The 17,281-nt window shown below is 61.5% G+C and carries 16 protein-coding genes; 11 read left to right on the top strand and 5 right to left on the bottom strand.

The genetic code is table 11. The features are described 5' to 3' along the window. Positions 1 to 82: 82 nt before the first annotated feature. A complete protein-coding gene (locus tag AC3ISR_RS01270; RefSeq protein ID WP_192298601.1) occupies positions 83 to 934 on the top strand; it encodes an EamA family transporter in 852 nt (283 codons plus the stop codon). Between the two features lie 57 nt (positions 935 to 991). Here AC3ISR_RS01270 and AC3ISR_RS01265 read toward each other — a convergent pair whose 3' ends face one another. Further along, a complete protein-coding gene (locus AC3ISR_RS01265; protein WP_226456727.1) occupies positions 992 to 2,533 on the bottom strand; it encodes a phosphoenolpyruvate carboxykinase in 1,542 nt (513 codons plus the stop codon). A gap of 179 nt (positions 2,534 to 2,712) precedes the next feature. Continuing rightward, positions 2,713 to 3,615 (bottom strand): Hsp33 family molecular chaperone HslO, encoded by a 903-nt coding sequence (hslO, locus tag AC3ISR_RS01260; RefSeq protein ID WP_192298467.1) that lies wholly within the window; start codon positions 3,613 to 3,615, stop codon positions 2,713 to 2,715. Positions 3,616 to 3,719: 104 nt separating this feature from the next. Here hslO and AC3ISR_RS01255 point away from each other — a divergent pair, with 104 nt between their 5' ends. Further along, positions 3,720 to 4,517, top strand: coding sequence for a phosphatase PAP2 family protein (locus tag AC3ISR_RS01255; RefSeq protein WP_192298468.1), 798 nt, complete (start codon positions 3,720 to 3,722; stop codon positions 4,515 to 4,517). A gap of 24 nt (positions 4,518 to 4,541) precedes the next feature. Here the strand turns inward: AC3ISR_RS01255 and AC3ISR_RS01250 are convergent, their stop codons facing one another. After that, positions 4,542 to 4,949: an RNA-binding S4 domain-containing protein gene (locus AC3ISR_RS01250; protein ID WP_192298469.1), complete on the bottom strand. Its 408-nt coding sequence runs from the start codon at positions 4,947 to 4,949 to the stop codon at positions 4,542 to 4,544. 116 nt (positions 4,950 to 5,065) lie between these two features. On the opposite strand from AC3ISR_RS01250, the gene rimA reads away from it, so the two are divergent. The 3 genes from rimA to rimK are packed head-to-tail and all read left to right on the top strand — an operon-like array spanning position 5,066 to position 7,243. Then, complete coding sequence (rimA, locus tag AC3ISR_RS01245; protein ID WP_192298470.1) at positions 5,066 to 5,845, top strand: S6 modification regulatory phosphodiesterase RimA; 780 nt, start codon at positions 5,066 to 5,068, stop codon at positions 5,843 to 5,845. Positions 5,846 to 5,858: 13 nt separating this feature from the next. After that, positions 5,859 to 6,341, top strand: a complete 483-nt coding sequence (gene rimB, locus AC3ISR_RS01240) for a retropepsin-like aspartic endopeptidase RimB (protein ID WP_225595425.1) — start codon at positions 5,859 to 5,861, stop codon at positions 6,339 to 6,341. Continuing rightward, positions 6,338 to 7,243, top strand: coding sequence for a 30S ribosomal protein S6--L-glutamate ligase (gene rimK, locus AC3ISR_RS01235; protein ID WP_122718247.1), 906 nt, complete (start codon positions 6,338 to 6,340; stop codon positions 7,241 to 7,243). The genes rimB and rimK overlap by 4 nt, the downstream gene beginning before the upstream one ends. 156 nt (positions 7,244 to 7,399) lie before the next feature. Here the strand turns inward: rimK and AC3ISR_RS01230 are convergent, their stop codons facing one another. After that, a complete protein-coding gene (locus tag AC3ISR_RS01230; protein WP_192298471.1) occupies positions 7,400 to 8,713 on the bottom strand; it encodes an ATP-binding protein in 1,314 nt (437 codons plus the stop codon). Between the two features lie 117 nt (positions 8,714 to 8,830). After that, entirely contained in the window at positions 8,831 to 9,571 is a 741-nt protein-coding gene (gene ompR, locus AC3ISR_RS01225; RefSeq protein WP_017737550.1) for an osmolarity response regulator transcription factor OmpR, read from the bottom strand. Positions 9,572 to 9,928: 357 nt separating this feature from the next. Here ompR and AC3ISR_RS01220 point away from each other — a divergent pair, with 357 nt between their 5' ends. The 6 genes from AC3ISR_RS01220 to tauC all read left to right on the top strand — a co-directional run bounded on the left by AC3ISR_RS01220 (position 9,929) and on the right by tauC (position 17,280). Then, positions 9,929 to 12,253 (top strand): Tex family protein, encoded by a 2,325-nt coding sequence (locus AC3ISR_RS01220; protein ID WP_192298472.1) that lies wholly within the window; start codon positions 9,929 to 9,931, stop codon positions 12,251 to 12,253. Next, complete coding sequence (locus tag AC3ISR_RS01215; RefSeq protein WP_192298473.1) at positions 12,253 to 12,636, top strand: PaaI family thioesterase; 384 nt, start codon at positions 12,253 to 12,255, stop codon at positions 12,634 to 12,636. Before AC3ISR_RS01220 ends, AC3ISR_RS01215 begins: the two co-directional genes overlap by 1 nt. Before the next feature lie 215 nt (positions 12,637 to 12,851). Beyond that, positions 12,852 to 14,435: a glutamate--cysteine ligase gene (gshA, locus tag AC3ISR_RS01210; RefSeq protein WP_463983802.1), complete on the top strand. Its 1,584-nt coding sequence runs from the start codon at positions 12,852 to 12,854 to the stop codon at positions 14,433 to 14,435. Positions 14,436 to 14,680: 245 nt separating this feature from the next. Then, positions 14,681 to 15,658 (top strand): taurine ABC transporter substrate-binding protein, encoded by a 978-nt coding sequence (tauA, locus tag AC3ISR_RS01205; protein WP_463983801.1) that lies wholly within the window; start codon positions 14,681 to 14,683, stop codon positions 15,656 to 15,658. Positions 15,659 to 15,676: 18 nt separating this feature from the next. After that, a complete protein-coding gene (tauB, locus tag AC3ISR_RS01200; RefSeq protein WP_192298476.1) occupies positions 15,677 to 16,456 on the top strand; it encodes a taurine ABC transporter ATP-binding subunit in 780 nt (259 codons plus the stop codon). Continuing rightward, positions 16,453 to 17,280: a taurine ABC transporter permease TauC gene (tauC, locus tag AC3ISR_RS01195; protein WP_463983800.1), complete on the top strand. Its 828-nt coding sequence runs from the start codon at positions 16,453 to 16,455 to the stop codon at positions 17,278 to 17,280. Before tauB ends, tauC begins: the two co-directional genes overlap by 4 nt. Position 17,281 lies beyond the last annotated feature (1 nt).

Here is a 17,281-nt window from a genome sequence, read left to right as displayed (position 1 = left end):
CCTCCAACTGAAGCACATATTCGATCTGCGCTAGTCTGGCGAGCCGCTGACAGAACAACAAGGACCTTACATGGACGTAACAATGGGCCTGCTGGCCGCTCTGCTCTGGGGCGGCACGGACTTTCTCGTGGGCCTCAACGCCCGTGCCGTCGGGGTCAAGCGCGCGGTGTACTTCGGCCAGGCCCTGGGCTTTTTGATCATGACCCTGTTGCTGGTCATCTTCCCGGCCTTCCTCGTCAAATCCCTCGATGCCGCGCTGAGCGTCTGGCTACTGGGCATCACCGCCGCCCTGCTCACCGTCTCCGGCGCTCTCGCACTGTCCAAGGCGTTCGCCCTGGGCAAGGCTGCCATCGTCGCACCGCTGGTGACCTCCTACGGCGTAGTCACCACGCTGCTGTCCTGGGCCAGCGGTGAACACATCAGCCTGACGCAACTGTGCTGCATCGCGCTGTGCGTGATTGGCGTGATCCTCTCCAGCATCCACAAGGACAACGACGTCCCTCACAACAACCCGCGGCTGTCCATCATCTACGCCATGCTCGCGGCAACGCTGTACGGCACCAGCTTCTGGCTGCAAGGCCGCTATACATTGCCGGCGCTGGGGCCGATCACCATGCTGTGGTTGGGTTACCTGGTGGGCCTGTGCGTGCTGGTGGTGATGGTGCTGAAGATCAAGGACGGCCTGAAAATCCCGCCGCTGAAAAACTGTGCGACGCTGACCGGCGCGAGCTTGATGAACCTGGGTGGGTTCTCGGCGTTTTCGTGGGGGGCGATGGCGGGGTCGGTGTCAGTGGTGACGGTGATCAGTACGTTGTCGGGGGGGATTGCGGCGATCTTGGGGTTCGTGTTTTTCAAGGAGCGCTTGTCGGCCGTACAAATTCTGGGGGTCGTGCTGGTGCTGGTCGGGGCCGTGGTTTTGCACATCGCCGACTGACCTGTCGCGCACAAAAAAGCCGCCTGCAAGAGGCGGCTTTTTCACAACTACCGAATCTTACAACTGAGGACCGGCAGCCTTGATCGCATCGCTCACGTCAAACTTCTTGAAGTTCTCGATGAACAGACCTGCCAGCGCCTTCGCTGCTTCGTCGTAGGCAGCCTTGTCAGCCCAGGTGTTACGTGGGTTCAACAGGCCGGTCTCAACGCCCGGTACGGCCAGTGGCACGTCGAGGTTGATGGTGTCGAGGTGCTCGGTTTGTGCACCGACCAACGCGCCGCTCTGGATCGCTGCGATCACGCCGCGAGTGGTCGGGATGTTGAAGCGGTTGCCAACGCCGTAGCCGCCGCCGGTCCAGCCGGTGTTGACCAGGTAGACCTTGGAGCCGAAGCCGCGGATGCGCTTGATCAACAGCTCGGCGTATTCACCAGCCGGACGCGGGAAGAACGGCGCGCCGAAGCAGGTGGAGAAGGTCGACTTGATGCCGCCGCCGGAACCCATTTCGGTCGAGCCCACCAGTGCGGTGTAGCCGGACAGGAAGTGGTAGGCCGCTTGTTCTTCACTGAGGATCGACACGGGCGGCAGAACGCCGGTCAGGTCGCAGGTCAGGAAGATCACCGCGTTTGGCTCGCCGCCCAGGTTTTTCTCGGAACGCTTGGCAACGTGCTCCAGCGGGTAGGCTGCGCGGCTGTTCTGGGTCAGGCTGACATTGGTGTAGTCCGCGTGCTTGGCGTCGTCGATGACAACGTTTTCCAGGACGGCGCCGTGCTTGATGGCTTTCCAGATGACCGGCTCGTTCTTCTCGGACAGGTCGATGCACTTGGCATAGCAACCGCCTTCGATGTTGAACACCACGCCTTCGCCCCAGCCGTGTTCGTCGTCACCGATCAGGTAACGGCTTTCGTCGGCGGACAGGGTGGTTTTACCCGTGCCCGACAGACCGAAGAACAGGGTTACGTCGCCCGCTTCGCCGATGTTGGCGGCGCAGTGCATAGGCAGCACGTCGGAAGCCGGCAGCAGGAAGTTCTGCACCGAGAACATGGCTTTTTTCATCTCACCGGCGTAACGCATGCCGGCGATCAGCACTTTCTTCTGTGCGAAGTTGAGGATCACGCAACCGTCGGAGTTGGTGCCGTCACGCTCTGGCACGCACTCGAAGTTGGCCACGTTGAGCACTTGCCATTCATCGCGACCGGCAGGGTTGTACTGGGCCGGGTTGATGAACAGGCAACGACCGAACAGGTTCTGCCAGGCAGTCTGGGTGGTCATTTTCACGGCCAGGTAGTGGTCTTCGGCAGCCCCTACGTGAACGTGGGAAACGAAATGCTCTTGCGCATTGTTGAAGGCCTCGACACGAGCCCACAGCGCATCGAACTTGTCGGCCGGGAACTTGCGGTTGATCGGGCCCCAGGCGATGGCGTCCTGGGTGGTTGGCTCTTCAACGATGAAACGATCGACTGGCGAACGGCCGGTGCGGTGACCGGTTTCTACGACCAGCGCGCCAGTATCGGCAAGCACGCCTTCACCGCGCTGCAGGGCTTCTTTGACCAGATCGTCAACACTCAGATCGGTGTATACGGCGTTATTGGCTTGCGTCATGAGGTTCCCCGTCGGCCTATGGCCGAGTGCTCCAAACGTTTTGTAGTAGAAAGTTGCGCACTACTACCGCGAAAAAAGTGGGCCGGATTATGCCAGAAAAGCCCAAAAAGAGTAGGGCCCTCCCGTCAGAACTGCGCTAATCCGGCGTTTGTCAGGTGATTTACCTGTGCTTAAACGTTTTAGTGGCGGGTATCGGAAGGGGTGTCAATGCCTGCGCCAGCGAACAATTGGGCTACATCGGCGGCGTCAAACAGGTAACGTTCATTGCAGAACTGGCAGTCGATCTCGATATTGCCGCCGTGTTCCACCACCAGATTCTGTGCATCTTCCAGGCCCAGGCTGACCAGCGCATTGGCCGAGCGCTCGCGTGAGCAGCTGCAATTGAAGCGCAGGGACTGTGCGTCGAACAGGCGCACGGCCTCTTCGTGGTACAGGCGGTGCAGGATGGTTTCGTTGCTCAGGCCCAGCAATTCCTCAGCCGTGAGCGTACCGGCCAGGGCGGTGAGGCCGCGCCAGCTTTCGGCGCGATCGTCGTCGTCCTTGATGCGGTCAGCCGGCAGTTGTTGCAGCAGCAGGCCACGGGCGCGATGGCCATCGGCGTTGAGCCAGAACTTGGTGCCCACTTGCTGGGACATCACGAAATAGTTGGTGAAGCAGTCCGACAGGGTCTCGCCGTCGAGGTCGACGATACCCTGGTAGCGCTGGCCTTCGGTCGGATCGACGGTGAGCGCCAATACGCCGTTGGGCATCAGGTCGGACAGGGTCGCGTCCGGGGCGATCTGGTCGGCTTCGTAACGGGCCAGGCCACGGATGTCGCGCTCGCTGGAGCATTCGATCATCAGCAATGGGACAGGGCCTTCGGAACGGGCCTGCAGGATCAGCAAACCGTCGAACTTCATGGTGCCCACCAGCAGCGCAGCCGCCGCCATCAGCTCACCGAGCAATTGCGCGACCGGCTCCGGATAGGGGTGCTTGGCGAGGACTTCGGCGTAGCTGCGCTCCAGCGAGACCAGTTCGCCACGGGCGTCGGTCTCGTCGAAGATGAAGCGTTGGGTGAAGTCGGTATCCGGTAGATCAGTCATAGGTCTGGGTATCTGAATTGATGACAAATTGATTACAAGGTTTATAGAATTAAACGCTTTAGCACTAATTTGGTGCGGTTTTTTAGAGCGATGGGGGACAGTTTATGAACAATCCGGGTTTGTTCCAAGCCAAGTGGAACCTCGGGCGATGGGCCGTTTGCAATCTACTCGCAATCGGACTGCTGTGTTTTTGGCTGTGGCCCACGGGCCAGATGCTGTGTGTGGTTTTCGACGAATGGCTGTTTCATCTGCTCAATGATCCGCTGGCAACCCACTCAAGCTGGCTGCACGTATGGGCCGTGGCCAGTCTGCGACCGTTTGATGCAGTGGTCGGCGTGATTCTGCTGATGCTGCTGATTCGCGGCGACTGGGTCTTCAACGCCGTGCAGGTACGCCAGGCGCTGTTAGGTTTTGTCGGCATTTTGTTGCTGTTGCTGTTTATCCGCATGCTGTTTTCCAAACTCGCGGCACACATGGGCTGGCAACACAGTAGCCCGTCGATGGTGATCAGCGGGGCCATTCAGATGAGCGACTACTTTCCCGGGCTGGAGAAGACCTGGGAGCTCAAAGACCGTTCGAGCCAGAGTTTTCCGGGGGACCATGCCTCGGTACTGTTGATCTGGGCGATGTTCATGACGGTGTTCACCAAGCGTATCGGCCAGGTGCTGGTGATCTGGGGCCTGGCGCTGCTGTTCATGATGCCGCGCCTGGTGGCGGGTGCGCATTGGGGGCAGGACGATTACATCGGTGGTGTATTGCTGGCGCTGTTGGCTTTGGGGTGGGGGTATTACACGCCGTTTGCGGCGAAAGTATCGCAGGGGTTGCTACGGGTGACGGCGCCGGTTTTCGGACTGTTTCAGCGCGTGCCACTGATCAGCCGCCTGAGCGTCATGCACCCGTAATACGTAGGATTGCCCGAGCCGGGGTTAGTCGTCATTGCCGCTGCCGCGAAACTTGAACAGATCGCGGCGCTGCTTCTTGCTCGGCTTGCCATCGGTGCTCAGGCCCATGGCCCCGGCCTTGCGCATCGCCGCCGCATTCTCGCGCTTGGCGATGCTGGCTTCGGTCTCGACGTAGAGCGTCTGCGCTTGCGGCGCGCCACGGCGCACGATGGACAGCGCCTGGACCACCACGGTCTTTTCATCAAACCCCGTACGAATCTGGAATTCGTCGCCGACGCGCGGTTCCTTGCCCGGCTTGCAGCGTTCACCGCGATGGTGCACCTTGCCGCTCTCGATGGCGGCCTTGGCCAGGGCGCGGGTTTTATAGAAACGCGCGGCCCACAACCACTTGTCCAGACGGACCTTCTCTTCCTCTTCCTGCTTTTGAGCCACTTGAATTCCCCGCTCTGAAAAATGTCGCAACTTTACCGTTGAACCCCTTCGACGCATAAACCCTTGGGCTCACCTAAGATACGCCAGGTAGCAACCTGTATTGCGAGGATTATGCCGTGACCGATTTCCCCATTTCACTCACCTCGCCCAACCAGCGCTGCACGGGTTGCCAGGAAAGCGAGCCCCTGGGCTTCGATTTTTCCTTCGCCTATCAACCGATTGTCGACCTTCGCGACCGCTCGATTTTCGCCAACGAAGCGCTGGTGCGCGGGGTTAATGGTGAAGGTGCGCTTTCGGTGCTGGAGCAAGTCAACGAGACCAACCGCTACCGCTTCGACCAGCGTTGCCGGACCCAGGCCATTGCCGGCGCCGCGGCCCTGGGGATGCAAACCCACCTTTCGATCAACTTCATGCCTAACGCCGTCTATCGCCCGGAGCTGTGTATTCGCAGCACCCTGGAGGCCGCACGTGCGCATAATTTCCCGCTGGATCGGCTGGTTTTCGAGACGCTGGAAAGCGAGCATGTAGATAACTATCGCCATTTGACGAATATTCTGCGTGAATACCGCGAATTCGGCTTCAAGACCGCCATCGACGATTTCGGTGCGGGCTATTCGGGGCTGAATCTGCTGGCCGATTTCCAACCTGACCTGATCAAACTCGACATGGCGTTGATTCGCGATGTCGATCAGGACCGTGTCCGTCAGGTGATCGTCCGGGGGATTGTCACAATCTGTGAGCAGTTGGGGGTTACTGTCATCGCCGAAGGCATCGAAAGTGCCGGCGAGCGTGACTTCCTTTCCGACTGTGGAATATTTCTGATGCAGGGATACTGGTTCGCCAAGCCCGCATTCAAAGCCTTGGCTGAGGTTTCCCCTCATGCCTGGGCGAATTGATCGGTTACCCATATTGAAGACATTTGACCATTTGACCGTTGTCGGTCTGCGTGAGTGGGTGGCACTTCCCGACCTGGGAGTGGCAGGCCTGCGCGCAAAGATCGACACCGGCGCCAGCACCTCAAGCCTGCACGCCACCGACATCGAGCCGTTTGAGCGCGACGGTGAGCAGTGGGTGCGCTTTACCGCGCACCTGGGCAGTGTGGTGCAACTGCGTCACCGCCGCTGCGAAGCGCCGCTGGTGACGATGAAAACCATCAAGAGCTCCAACGGTCATGCGCAGGTGCGCTATGTGATCAGCACCACCCTGGCGCTGGGTGATCGGGTCTGGCGGGTGGAGTTCACCCTCGCCTGCCGTAAAGCCATGCGTTACCGCCTGTTACTCGGTTCCAAGGCGCTGATTGACGGCCAGTTGGTGGTCAATCCAAGCGTCAAGTACGTTCAAGACAAGCCGGTGTTCCCGGTCTCTACTATTTCTGCCCCAGGTGCTGCATGAAGATTGCTGTGCTGTCGCGAAATCCGCGTCTGTATTCCACCCGCCGCCTGGTTGAGGCCGGCACCGAACGTGGCCACGAAATGGTGGTGATCGACACGTTGCGTGCCTATATGAACATTGCCAGCCACAAGCCGCAGATCCACTACCGGGGCAAGCCGCTGGAGGGTTTTGATGCGGTGATCCCGCGCATTGGCGCATCGGTGACGTTCTATGGCTGCGCAGTGTTGCGCCAGTTTGAAATGATGGGGGTGTTCCCCCTCAATGAATCGGTTGCCATAGCGCGCTCACGCGACAAGCTGCGTTCACTGCAATTGCTCTCGCGCCGGGGCATCGGCCTGCCGGTCACCGGCTTTGCCCACTCCCCCGACGACATCCCCGACCTGATCGAAATGGTCAACGGCGCGCCGCTGGTGATCAAGGTACTGGAAGGCACCCAGGGTATCGGCGTGGTGCTGTGTGAAACCGCAACGGCGGCCGAGTCGGTGATCGAAGCCTTCATGGGCCTCAAGCAGAACATCATGGTGCAGGAATACATCAAGGAAGCCGGCGGTGCGGATATTCGCTGCTTCGTGGTCGGCGACAAGGTGATTGCGGCGATGAAGCGCCAGGCCAAACCGGGTGAGTTCCGTTCCAACCTGCACCGTGGCGGCAGTGCCAGCCTGATCAAGATCACTCCGGAAGAACGCATGACTGCGCTGCGGGCTGCCAAGGTCATGGGGTTGAGCGTGGCGGGTGTGGATATATTGCGCTCCAACCACGGGCCACTGGTGATGGAGGTAAATTCATCCCCAGGGCTGGAAGGGATCGAGACCACCACGGGCAAGGACGTGGCGGGGATCATCATTCAGCACCTGGAGAAGAATAGTGGCCCGAACATGACGCGGACCAAGGGCAAGGGCTGATCAAACACGGCGGTTGAAACGCCGCAACCCAATGTGGAAGCGGGCTTGTGTGGGAGCGGGCTTGCTCGCGAATGCGATAGATCAGCCAATACATGTGCAAGCTGATCCACCGCATTCGCGAGCAAGCCCGCTCCCACATTTGAATGGTGTTGCTGCCTAGACCGCATCCCGGGGCAACATCAGCCCCAACGGCAAGCGCACCCGCGCTTCCAGGCCACCCTCTTCACGGTTGCGCAACTCAACATTGCCGCCATGCATCGAAGCAATCCGCCGCACAATCGCCAGCCCCAGGCCAGTGCCTTTGCCACCCCGGGCACGGTCGCCACGGGTGAACGGGTTGAAAATGCCTTCCAACTCGTCCGGGTCGATGCCCGCTCCCCGGTCCATCACACTCAGCACCACATAAGGCGCCGCGCTGTCGCCGGAAACGTACGCCGCCACTTCCACATCCGAACCCGCGTGATGCAAGGCATTGCCGATCAGGTTGTTCAACAGGCGCTTCATCGACACCCGGCGCAACGCAAACGGCTGGATCGGCTCAAGGCGCATGCGGACCTGTTCGCCATTCTGGTTATAGGGCGCCACGACTTCACGTACCAGATCCGTCAGGTCGACTTCCTCCAACACTTCATCACGGCCATCCCGGATAAACGCCAGGAACTGGTCGAGAATCGCGTCCATGTCTTCGATGTCACGGACCATGTCATCGGTCAGGTCGTTATGGTTGCCCATCAGCTCCAGTGACAGCCGCAATCGCGTCAGCGGCGTACGCAGGTCATGGGACACCCCCGCCAGCATCAGCTCGCGTTCACGCCCGGCCTGTTCGACATCCTCCGCCATCTGGTTGAACGCGCTGTAGACCTCGGTCATCTCACTGGGCGTGTCGCTGACCGGCAGGCGCACACTGCGCCCCTGGCCCAGTTGCCGGGCGGCAAACACCAGGCGTTTGAGCGGCTGGTTGAGCTGGCGCACGAAAATCCACGCAGACGCGGTTGAAAGCAGCCCGATCGCCAGGAACCAGCCCAGCACGTTCCAGATCTTCTGCCCCCGCAGCGGATGCGGATACAGCGGCACTTTCAGCCAATCCTCACCCAGGCTCGGCGCCCTCACCCATAACGCCGGCGATACATGCATGCGCAGCCGCACCTCGGTGTCATCGCCCAGTTCGGCCTGCATCTGGCGCTGGTAGATCTCACTGTAGGGCCAGTGCTGCTCGCCCTCGGGCACACCTGCGCCCGCCACACGGACCAGAGTGGCAGCCTTGGCGATCTTCTCGCGGTTCTCGGGGTCGGCGGCCCAGTAGGCGCGCAGCGTCAGGGCCACCCCGTGGCTGTATTGTCGGTCCACTAGCACGTCTTCGTTCATCAACAGATAAACCAGCGTGAGTGCCTTGGAAAACAGAACGACGATCAGCACCAGCCAAAGGGTGCGGGAGAAGAAACTTTGCGGGAACCACAGCGGGGTTTTCATAGGAAACAGCTAGACACCTTGCAGGAACGAGCGGCGCTCGCAGAATTGCAGACGCCGGGCACCCCGTCGACTCTCATGGAGCCGAACGCCAGGATGCCCGCCCCTGCAAATCATCGGTCACTTGGTTGCAGTGCCATCCGGCACAAACACATATCCCACGCCCCACACCGTCTGGATGTATCGCGGCTTGGACGGGTCCGGCTCGATCATCCGACGCAGACGGGAGATCTGCACATCGATGGAACGCTCCAGGGCGTCCCATTCTCGGCCACGGGCCAGGTTCATCAGCTTGTCGCGGGTCAGCGGTTGGCGCGCGTTCATCACCAGCGCCTTGAGCACGGCGAACTCGCCGGTGGTCAGCATGTGCACTTCATCGCCACGCTTGAGCTCACGGGTCGCCAGCGACAGTTCATAGTCGCCAAAGGTGACGCTTTCGTCTTCACTGCCCGGCGCGCCTGGAACCGGCGGAGCCTGGCGACGCAATACGGCCTTGACCCGCGCCATCAGCTCGTCGGGGTTGAACGGCTTGGCCAAATAGTCATCGGCGCCCAGTTCGAGGCCCTTGATGCGGCTCAGCTCATCGCCCTTGGCGGTCAGCATGATGATAGGAATCTGATTGTTCGCGCTGCGCAGGCGTTTGCAGGCGGTCAGGCCGTCTTCGCCGGGCAACATCAGGTCGAGCACGACCAGGTTGAATACTTCACGCCCCAACAGGCGGTCCATCTGCTCGGTGTTCGGCACCGCGCGGGCACGATAGCCCTTGGAGTTGAAGAAACGCTCCAGCAGGCTGCTCAGCCCCGGATCGTCGTCAACGATGAGAATTTTTTCGCCTTCAGCAGTTTGTGCAGTGCTGCTCATTGGATGCTCCTCTTATCTCGGCGCGCATTATGGCCTAGCTGCCGTTATACGCACCGTGTGCATTGTTAGCAGATTTTTCCTCTACCGACAGCGAACCCGCGCCCTGCAACCTCCAGGCGCAGTACCCCCCAAGGGCAGAACGCTGGTTATAATGCGGCGCCTTTGTGCAGGGCAACGTCAGATCGTTACCGTTTACTGCCAGGCTTTTTTTACCCGCTTGTCGTGATTTTTTCGATTTCGAGGGTCAATAGGCTGCCTCTTGACCCAGGTAGCGGCGCCAGTCGGGCCGCTCAACCAGCCTTGCCGGGCCTTGTTTTCCGGGCCTGCGAGCTGCTTTTCAGAATTTCAGGTGGTTTTATGGACAGCATCAACAGCCGCATCGCCGAGGAACTCGGCGTACGCCCACAACAGGTCGAAGCGGCCGTCGCTCTACTGGATGAGGGCTCCACCGTGCCCTTCATCGCCCGTTACCGTAAAGAAGTGACCGGCAGCCTCGACGACACCCAACTGCGTCACCTGGAAGAGCGCCTGCGCTACCTGCGAGAACTCGACGAACGGCGCATCAGCATCCTCGCCAGCATCGAGGAACAGGGCAAGCTGACCCCACAGCTGGAGCGCGACATCAAGCTCGCCGACACCAAGACCCGCCTCGAAGACCTCTACCTGCCGTACAAGCAGAAGCGTCGCACCAAGGGCCAGATCGCCTTGGAAGCCGGCCTGGGCGAACTGGCCGACGGCCTGTTCAACGACCCGACACTGACCCCGGACACCGAAGCCGCACGCTTCATCGATGCCGAAAAAGGCGTCGCCGACGTCAAGGCCGCCCTCGAAGGCGCCAAGTACATCCTCATGGAGCGCTTCGCCGAAGACGCCAGCCTGCTGGAAAAACTGCGCACCTACCTCAAGCAGGAAGCGATCCTCAGCGCCCGCGTCATCGCCGGCAAAGAGGAAGAAGGCGCCAAGTTCCGCGACTACTTCGAACACGACGAACCGCTCAAGAGCATGCCGTCCCACCGTGCGCTCGCCATTTTCCGTGGCCGCAACGAAGGCATTCTCAGCTCCGCGCTGAAAGTCGGCGACGAGCTGCCGGGCACCATGCACCCGTGCGAAGGCATGATCGGTCAACAATTCGGCATCCAGAATCAGAATCGTCCTGCGGACAAGTGGCTCGGTGAAGTCGTGCGCTGGACCTGGAAGGTCAAGCTCTACACCCACCTCGAAACCGACCTGCTCGGCGAACTGCGCGACGGCGCGGAAACCGAGGCGATCAACGTGTTCGCCCACAACCTGCACGACCTGCTGCTGGCCGCCCCGGCCGGCCCGCGTGCCACACTGGGCCTCGACCCGGGCCTGCGTACCGGCTGCAAGGTCGCGGTGGTCGACTCCACCGGCAAGCTGCTGGACCACGCCACCGTGTACCCGCACGTGCCGCACAACAAGTGGGACCAGACCCTCGCGATCCTGGCCGCGCTGTGCGCCAAGCACGCGGTAGACCTGATCGCCATCGGCAACGGCACCGCCAGCCGCGAGACCGACAAGCTGGCCGCCGAACTGATCAAAAAATACCCAGCCATGAAGATGACCAAGGTCATGGTCTCCGAAGCCGGCGCATCGGTGTACTCGGCGTCGGAACTGGCCTCCAAGGAATTCCCGGACCTCGACGTGTCGATCCGTGGCGCGGTGTCGATCGCTCGCCGTTTGCAGGACCCGCTGGCCGAACTGGTGAAGATCGACCCTAAATCCATCGGCGTCGGCCAGTACCAGCACGACGTGTCGCAGCTCAAATTGGCACGCGGCCTGGATGCGGTGGTGGAAGACTGCGTAAACGCCGTGGGCGTGGACGTGAACACCGCCTCCGTAGCCCTGCTGGCGCGTATTTCCGGCCTCAACGCGACCCTGGCGCAGAACATCGTCACCCACCGTGACGAAAACGGCGCGTTCAAAACCCGCGCCGCGCTGAAAAAAGTCGCACGCCTGGGCGAGAAAACCTTCGAGCAAGCCGCTGGTTTCCTACGCGTAATGAACGGCGACAACCCGCTGGACTCCTCCGCCGTCCACCCGGAAGCCTACCCGCTGGTGCAACGCATCGCCGCCGAGACCGGCCGCGACATCCGCTCGCTGATCGGCGACGCCGCGTTCCTCAAGCGCCTGGACCCGAAGAAGTACACCGATGAAACCTTCGGCGTACCGACCATCACCGACATCCTGCAAGAGCTGGAAAAACCTGGCCGCGACCCACGCCCCGAGTTCAAGACCGCCGAGTTCCAGGACGGCGTCGAAGACCTCAAGGACCTGGAACTGGGCATGATCCTCGAAGGCGTCGTCACCAACGTGACCAACTTCGGTGCCTTCGTGGACATCGGCGTGCATCAGGACGGTTTGGTGCATATCTCTGCGCTTTCGGAGAAGTTCATCAAGGACCCACGCGAAGCGGTAAAAGCCGGTGACGTGGTCAAGGTCAAGGTCATGGAAGTCGACATCCCGCGCAAACGCGTCGGCCTGTCGATGCGCATGAGCGACACCCCCGGCGAAAAAATCGACGGTGCCCGTGGCGCCCGCCCAGGCTCGGCGCCACGCCAGTCTCAAAACAGCGCACCACGCAAGGAAACCGCCACCGCCGCGCCAAGCAACAACGCCATGGCCTCGCTGTTCGCCAACGCCAAGCAGTTGAAGAAACGTTGATGCAAATCCCGGCCGGGTTGACCCAGAGCGCCTTTAGCGAACTGATCGGCTGCCGCCTGCAACGCCTTGAAGAGGGCGTTGCCGAGGTGGCCCTGACCCTGGAGCCGCACCTGCGCAACCGCGCGGGCAAGCTCCACGGCGGGGCGATTTTCAGCCTGGTGGACATCACCATGGGGCTGGCCTGTTCCAGCAGCCATGGTTTCGACCAGCAGAGCGCGACCATCGAGTGCAAGATCAACTACATCCGCGCCGTCGAAGACGGTGAGGTGCTGTGCACCAGCCGGGTGATTCATGCCGGCCGACGCACGTTGGTGGTCGAAGCGGATGTGTACCAGAGCGACAGACTTGTCGCAAAAGCACAGGGCACCTTCGCTGTCCTATAGCTCCCCACCCTCGATTTGAGTTAATTTCGGCGCTGCACTAAACAGCGTCGGAATTTTCTTGCTGCGCTATAGCCAAATTCATGGAGTGAAGTCGGCTTTTTCAGAGCGGGTCAAATCGACTCTAGACCAGGCGATAACGCCAGTTTTAACTTCACCCTTGTAGACCGTCTTGCCCACCCCCATATTGGGGCGACTGACGCGTGAAGGAATCCAACTTGAGCGAACTTCTCAACCGCCGCCTGGCTCTGCTCGGCAAGCGCGAACACCTCTCCCTGCTGGAGCAGTGCCTGCACGGCATCGAGCGTGAATGCCTACGCGTCACCGGCGAGGGTCGCCTGGCACAAACGCCGCACCCCGAAGCCCTGGGCGCCGCGCTGACCCATGAACAGATCACCACCGACTACTCGGAATCGCTGCTGGAGTTCATCACTCCCGCCCTGCCAGACCCGGCCGATACCCTGAGCAGCCTGGACAAGATCCACCGCTTCGCCTACACCAAGCTCGGCAGCGAATACCTGTGGAGCCCTTCGATGCCGTGCCCGTTGCCGGCCGAAGAAGACATTCCGATTGCCTACTACGGCACCTCCAATATCGGACAGCTCAAGTACGTGTATCGCAAGGGCCTGGCCCTGCGCTACGGCAAGACCATGCAGTGCATCGCCGGTATTCACTACAACTTTTCCCTGCCGGAACAGTTGTGGCCGTTGCTCAAGGAGGCTGAAGGATTTGTCGGCACCGACCGCGATTACCAGTCCACGGCCTACATCGCGCTGATCCGTAATTTCCGGCGCTACAGCTGGCTGCTGATGTACCTGTTCGGCGCGTCGCCGGCCCTGGACGCGGGTTTCCTGCGCGGTCGCTCGCACCAGCTCGAAGTACTGGACGCCGACACCCTGTACCTGCCGTACGCCACCAGCCTGCGCATGAGCGACCTGGGTTACCAGAGCAACGCCCAGGCCGGCCTCACGCCGTGTTACAACGATTTGAACAGCTACACCGACAGCCTGCGCGAAGCGGTGGCAACGCCCTACCCGCCCTACGTCGAAATCGGCACGCACAAGGACGGTGAGTGGGTCCAGCTCAACACCAACATCCTGCAGATCGAAAACGAGTACTACTCCAACATCCGCCCAAAACGTGTGACCTACACCGGCGAGCGGCCGATCCAGGCATTGATGGCCCGTGGCATCCAGTACATCGAAGTGCGTTGCCTGGACATCAACCCGTTCCTGCCGATGGGCATCGACCTGCCGGAGTCGCGTTTCCTCGACGCATTCCTGCTGTACTGCGCGCTGAACGACAGCCCGCTGTTCGCCAGCAACGAGTGCGGCAACGCCACGTCCAACTTCCTCAGTGTGGTCAAGGAAGGTCGCCGTCCGGGCCTGCAATTGCAGCGTGAAGGTGCGCCGGTGGACATGAAGGAATGGGCCACCGAGCTGCTGGAGAAGATCGCCCCGTTGGCCGCGCTGCTGGATCAGAGCCACGGCATCAACGAGCACAGCCAGGCGTTGGACGCCCAGTTGGCGAAGGTCCAGGACCCGTCCCTGACCCCGTCGGCCCAGGTGTTGGCGGCGATGGCCGAGCGTAAAGAGAGCTTTGCGCAGTTTTCCCTGCACCAGAGCCAGGTGCATGCCGAGCATTTCCGCCGCGAACCGCTGCCGGCCGCAGAGCAAGCACACTTTGAAGAACTGGCGCGCACGTCGCTGGCACAGCAGGCAGAGCTGGAGCAGAACGAAGTGGGCGATTTCGATGTGTTTGTCGGGTCGTACCAGGCCAGCATCCTGGCAATTAGTAACTAAGGTTCCACGCGGGCCCCTGTGGGAGCTGGCTTGCCTGCGATAGCGCTGTATCAGTTGGCACCTGTGCGACTGACCCACCGCTATCGCAGGCAAGCCAGCTCCCACATTTGCTTGTGCCAGCCTGAAGGTCTAGCTCCGCGCTTCTCCTCATAAGCTAATTCGAAAATGTTATTTATTTTCGGATTCTTAGATCATTTAGTCTCCTCACACGCCGATCCTCGGCCGCCTGATTGAGGAGCTTCCCCTTGAAACTATTGACCCCTCTGCGCCTGTTGGCCGCACTGTCCCTGGCCGGCGCCAGCCTGTTTGCCCAGGCGGCGGATGTGACCATCGCGTACCAGACCACCGTGGACCCGGCCAAAGTCGCTCAGGCCGACGGTGCGTACGAAAAAGCCACCAACGCCAAGATCGACTGGCGCAAGTTCGACAATGGCGCCGACATCATCGCCGCCATCGCCTCCGGCGACGTGCAGATCGGCTACCTCGGTTCCAGCCCGCTGACCGCTGCCATCACCCGCAAAGTGCCGGTGGAAACCTTCCTCGTCGCCACCCAGATTGGCGGCGCCGAAGCCCTGGTGGCGCGCAACGGTGCAGGGATCAACAGCCCGCAGGACCTGATCGGCAAGAAAATCGCCGTACCCTTTGTTTCCACCGGCCACTACAGCCTGCTGGCCGCGCTGAAGCACTGGAACATCGACCCGTCGAAAGTGACCATTCTCAACCTCGCGCCACCGGCGATCATCGCCGCCTGGAAGCGTGGTGACATCGACGCCACCTACGTGTGGGACCCAGCCCTGGGCGTGGCCAAGGAAAACGGCAAGGTGCTGATCACCTCCGGCGAACTGGCCAAGTTTGGCGCACCGACCTTCGATGCCTGGATCGTGCGTAAGGATTTCGCCGCCAAGCACCCGGAAATCGTCACAGCCTTCGCCAAAGTCACTCTGGATGCCTACGCCGCCTACCGCAAAGACCCACAAAACTGGCTCGCCGACAAAGGCAATGTCGACAAGCTGGTGAAACTCTCCGGCGCCAAGGCCAGCGACATCCCGCTGCTGCTGCAAGGCAACGTCTACCCGCTGGCGGCCGACCAGGTGACGCTGCTGGGCGCGCCGACCACCAAGGCCGTGACCGATACCGCTGCGTTCCTCAAGGAGCAAGGCAAGGTCGACGCCGTACTGCCGGACTACGCCCCGTACGTCAGCGCCAAGTTCATCACCAACTGATTCAGGGAGTTCATTGCGATGGCCTTGCTACAACTGGAGCGCATCAGCGCACAGTACCCAGGCGCCACACACCCGGTACTGTCTGACATTTCAATCGACCTGGGGCCCCAGCAATTGCTGGTGGCCCTCGGCCCGTCCGGCAGTGGCAAGACTTCGCTGTTGAACCTGATTGCCGGCTTTGTCGAACCGTCCGCCGGGCGCATCAGCCTGGATGGCGTGCCGGTCAAAGGCCCCAGCGCCGAACGCGGCGTGGTGTTCCAGGACGACGCCCTGCTGCCCTGGCAGGACGTGCTGGCCAACGTCGGCTTCGGCCTGGAGTTGGCCGGCGTGCCCAAGGCGCAACGTGAAGTGCGCGCCCGGGAAATGCTCGCGCTGGTGGACCTGGCCGGCTTTGACAGCCGCCGCATCTGGCAGCTGTCCGGTGGCCAGAAGCAGCGTGTCGGCCTGGCCCGCGCGCTCGCCGCCGACCCACGCGTGTTGCTGATGGACGAACCCTTCGGCGCCCTTGATGCGTTCACCCGCGAACAGATGCAGGAGCTGCTGCTACAGGTCTGGCGGCGCACGGCCAAGCCGGTGTTCTTGATTACCCACGACATCGAAGAAGCGGTGTTCCTCGCCACCGACCTGATCCTGCTGGCGCCCAACCCCGGCCAGATCGTCGAACGCCTGCGCCTGGACTTCGGCCAACGCTACGCCGCCGGTGAATCGGCGCGGGCGATCAAGTCCGACCCACGCTTTATCGAAACCCGCGAGCACGTGCTGGGCAAAGTGTTCTCGCAACGGCAGGTGTCCGCATGAGCAGCTACGAACTCGCCGCCAAACCACTGGCGCAAACGGTTATCCCGCTGCGCTGCAGCTTGAGCACCCGCTGGATCAGCGTGCTGACCCTGATCGCCCTGCTCACCCTCTGGTGGGCCGTGACCGCCAGCGGCCTGATCGAACCGCTGTTCCTGCCGCCGCCGTCCGCCGTGCTGCAAAAAGGCTGGCTGCTGGCGACCAGCGGCTATATGGACTCCACCTTGTGGCAGCACCTGGGCGCGAGCCTCAGCCGTATCGGCCTGGGTCTTGGCTTCGCGGTGCTGACCGCCGTGCCGGTGGGTATTGCCATCGGCTCCAATCGCATCGCCCGGGGCATTCTCGACCCGCTGATCGAGTTCTACCGGCCGATCCCGCCACTGGCCTACCTGCCGTTGATCGTGATCTGGTGCGGCATTGGCGAGCTGTCCAAGGTGCTGCTGATTTACCTGGCGATCTTTGCCCCGATTGCCATCGCGACTGCCACCGGCGTACGCACGGTCGACCCGGCCAAGCTGCGGGCAGCGCAGTCGCTTGGCGCAACCCGTGCCCAGCTGATTCGCCACGTGATCCTGCCCAGCGCCCTGCCCGACATCCTCACCGGCGTGCGTATCGGCCTGGGTGTGGGCTGGTCCACGCTGGTCGCTGCCGAGCTGATCGCGGCCACCAGCGGCCTGGGCTTCATGGTGCAGTCGGCGGCGCAGTTTCTGGTCACCGACGTGGTGGTGCTGGGCATCCTGGTCATCGCCCTGATCGCCTTCGCCATGGAAATGGGCCTGCGTGCCCTGCAGCGTAAACTGGTGCCGTGGCATGGCCAGGCACATTGAG

The sequence above is a fragment of the Pseudomonas sp. GL_117 genome (assembly GCF_057835125.1).
This window is presented reverse-complemented; position numbering and strand designations above follow the sequence as displayed.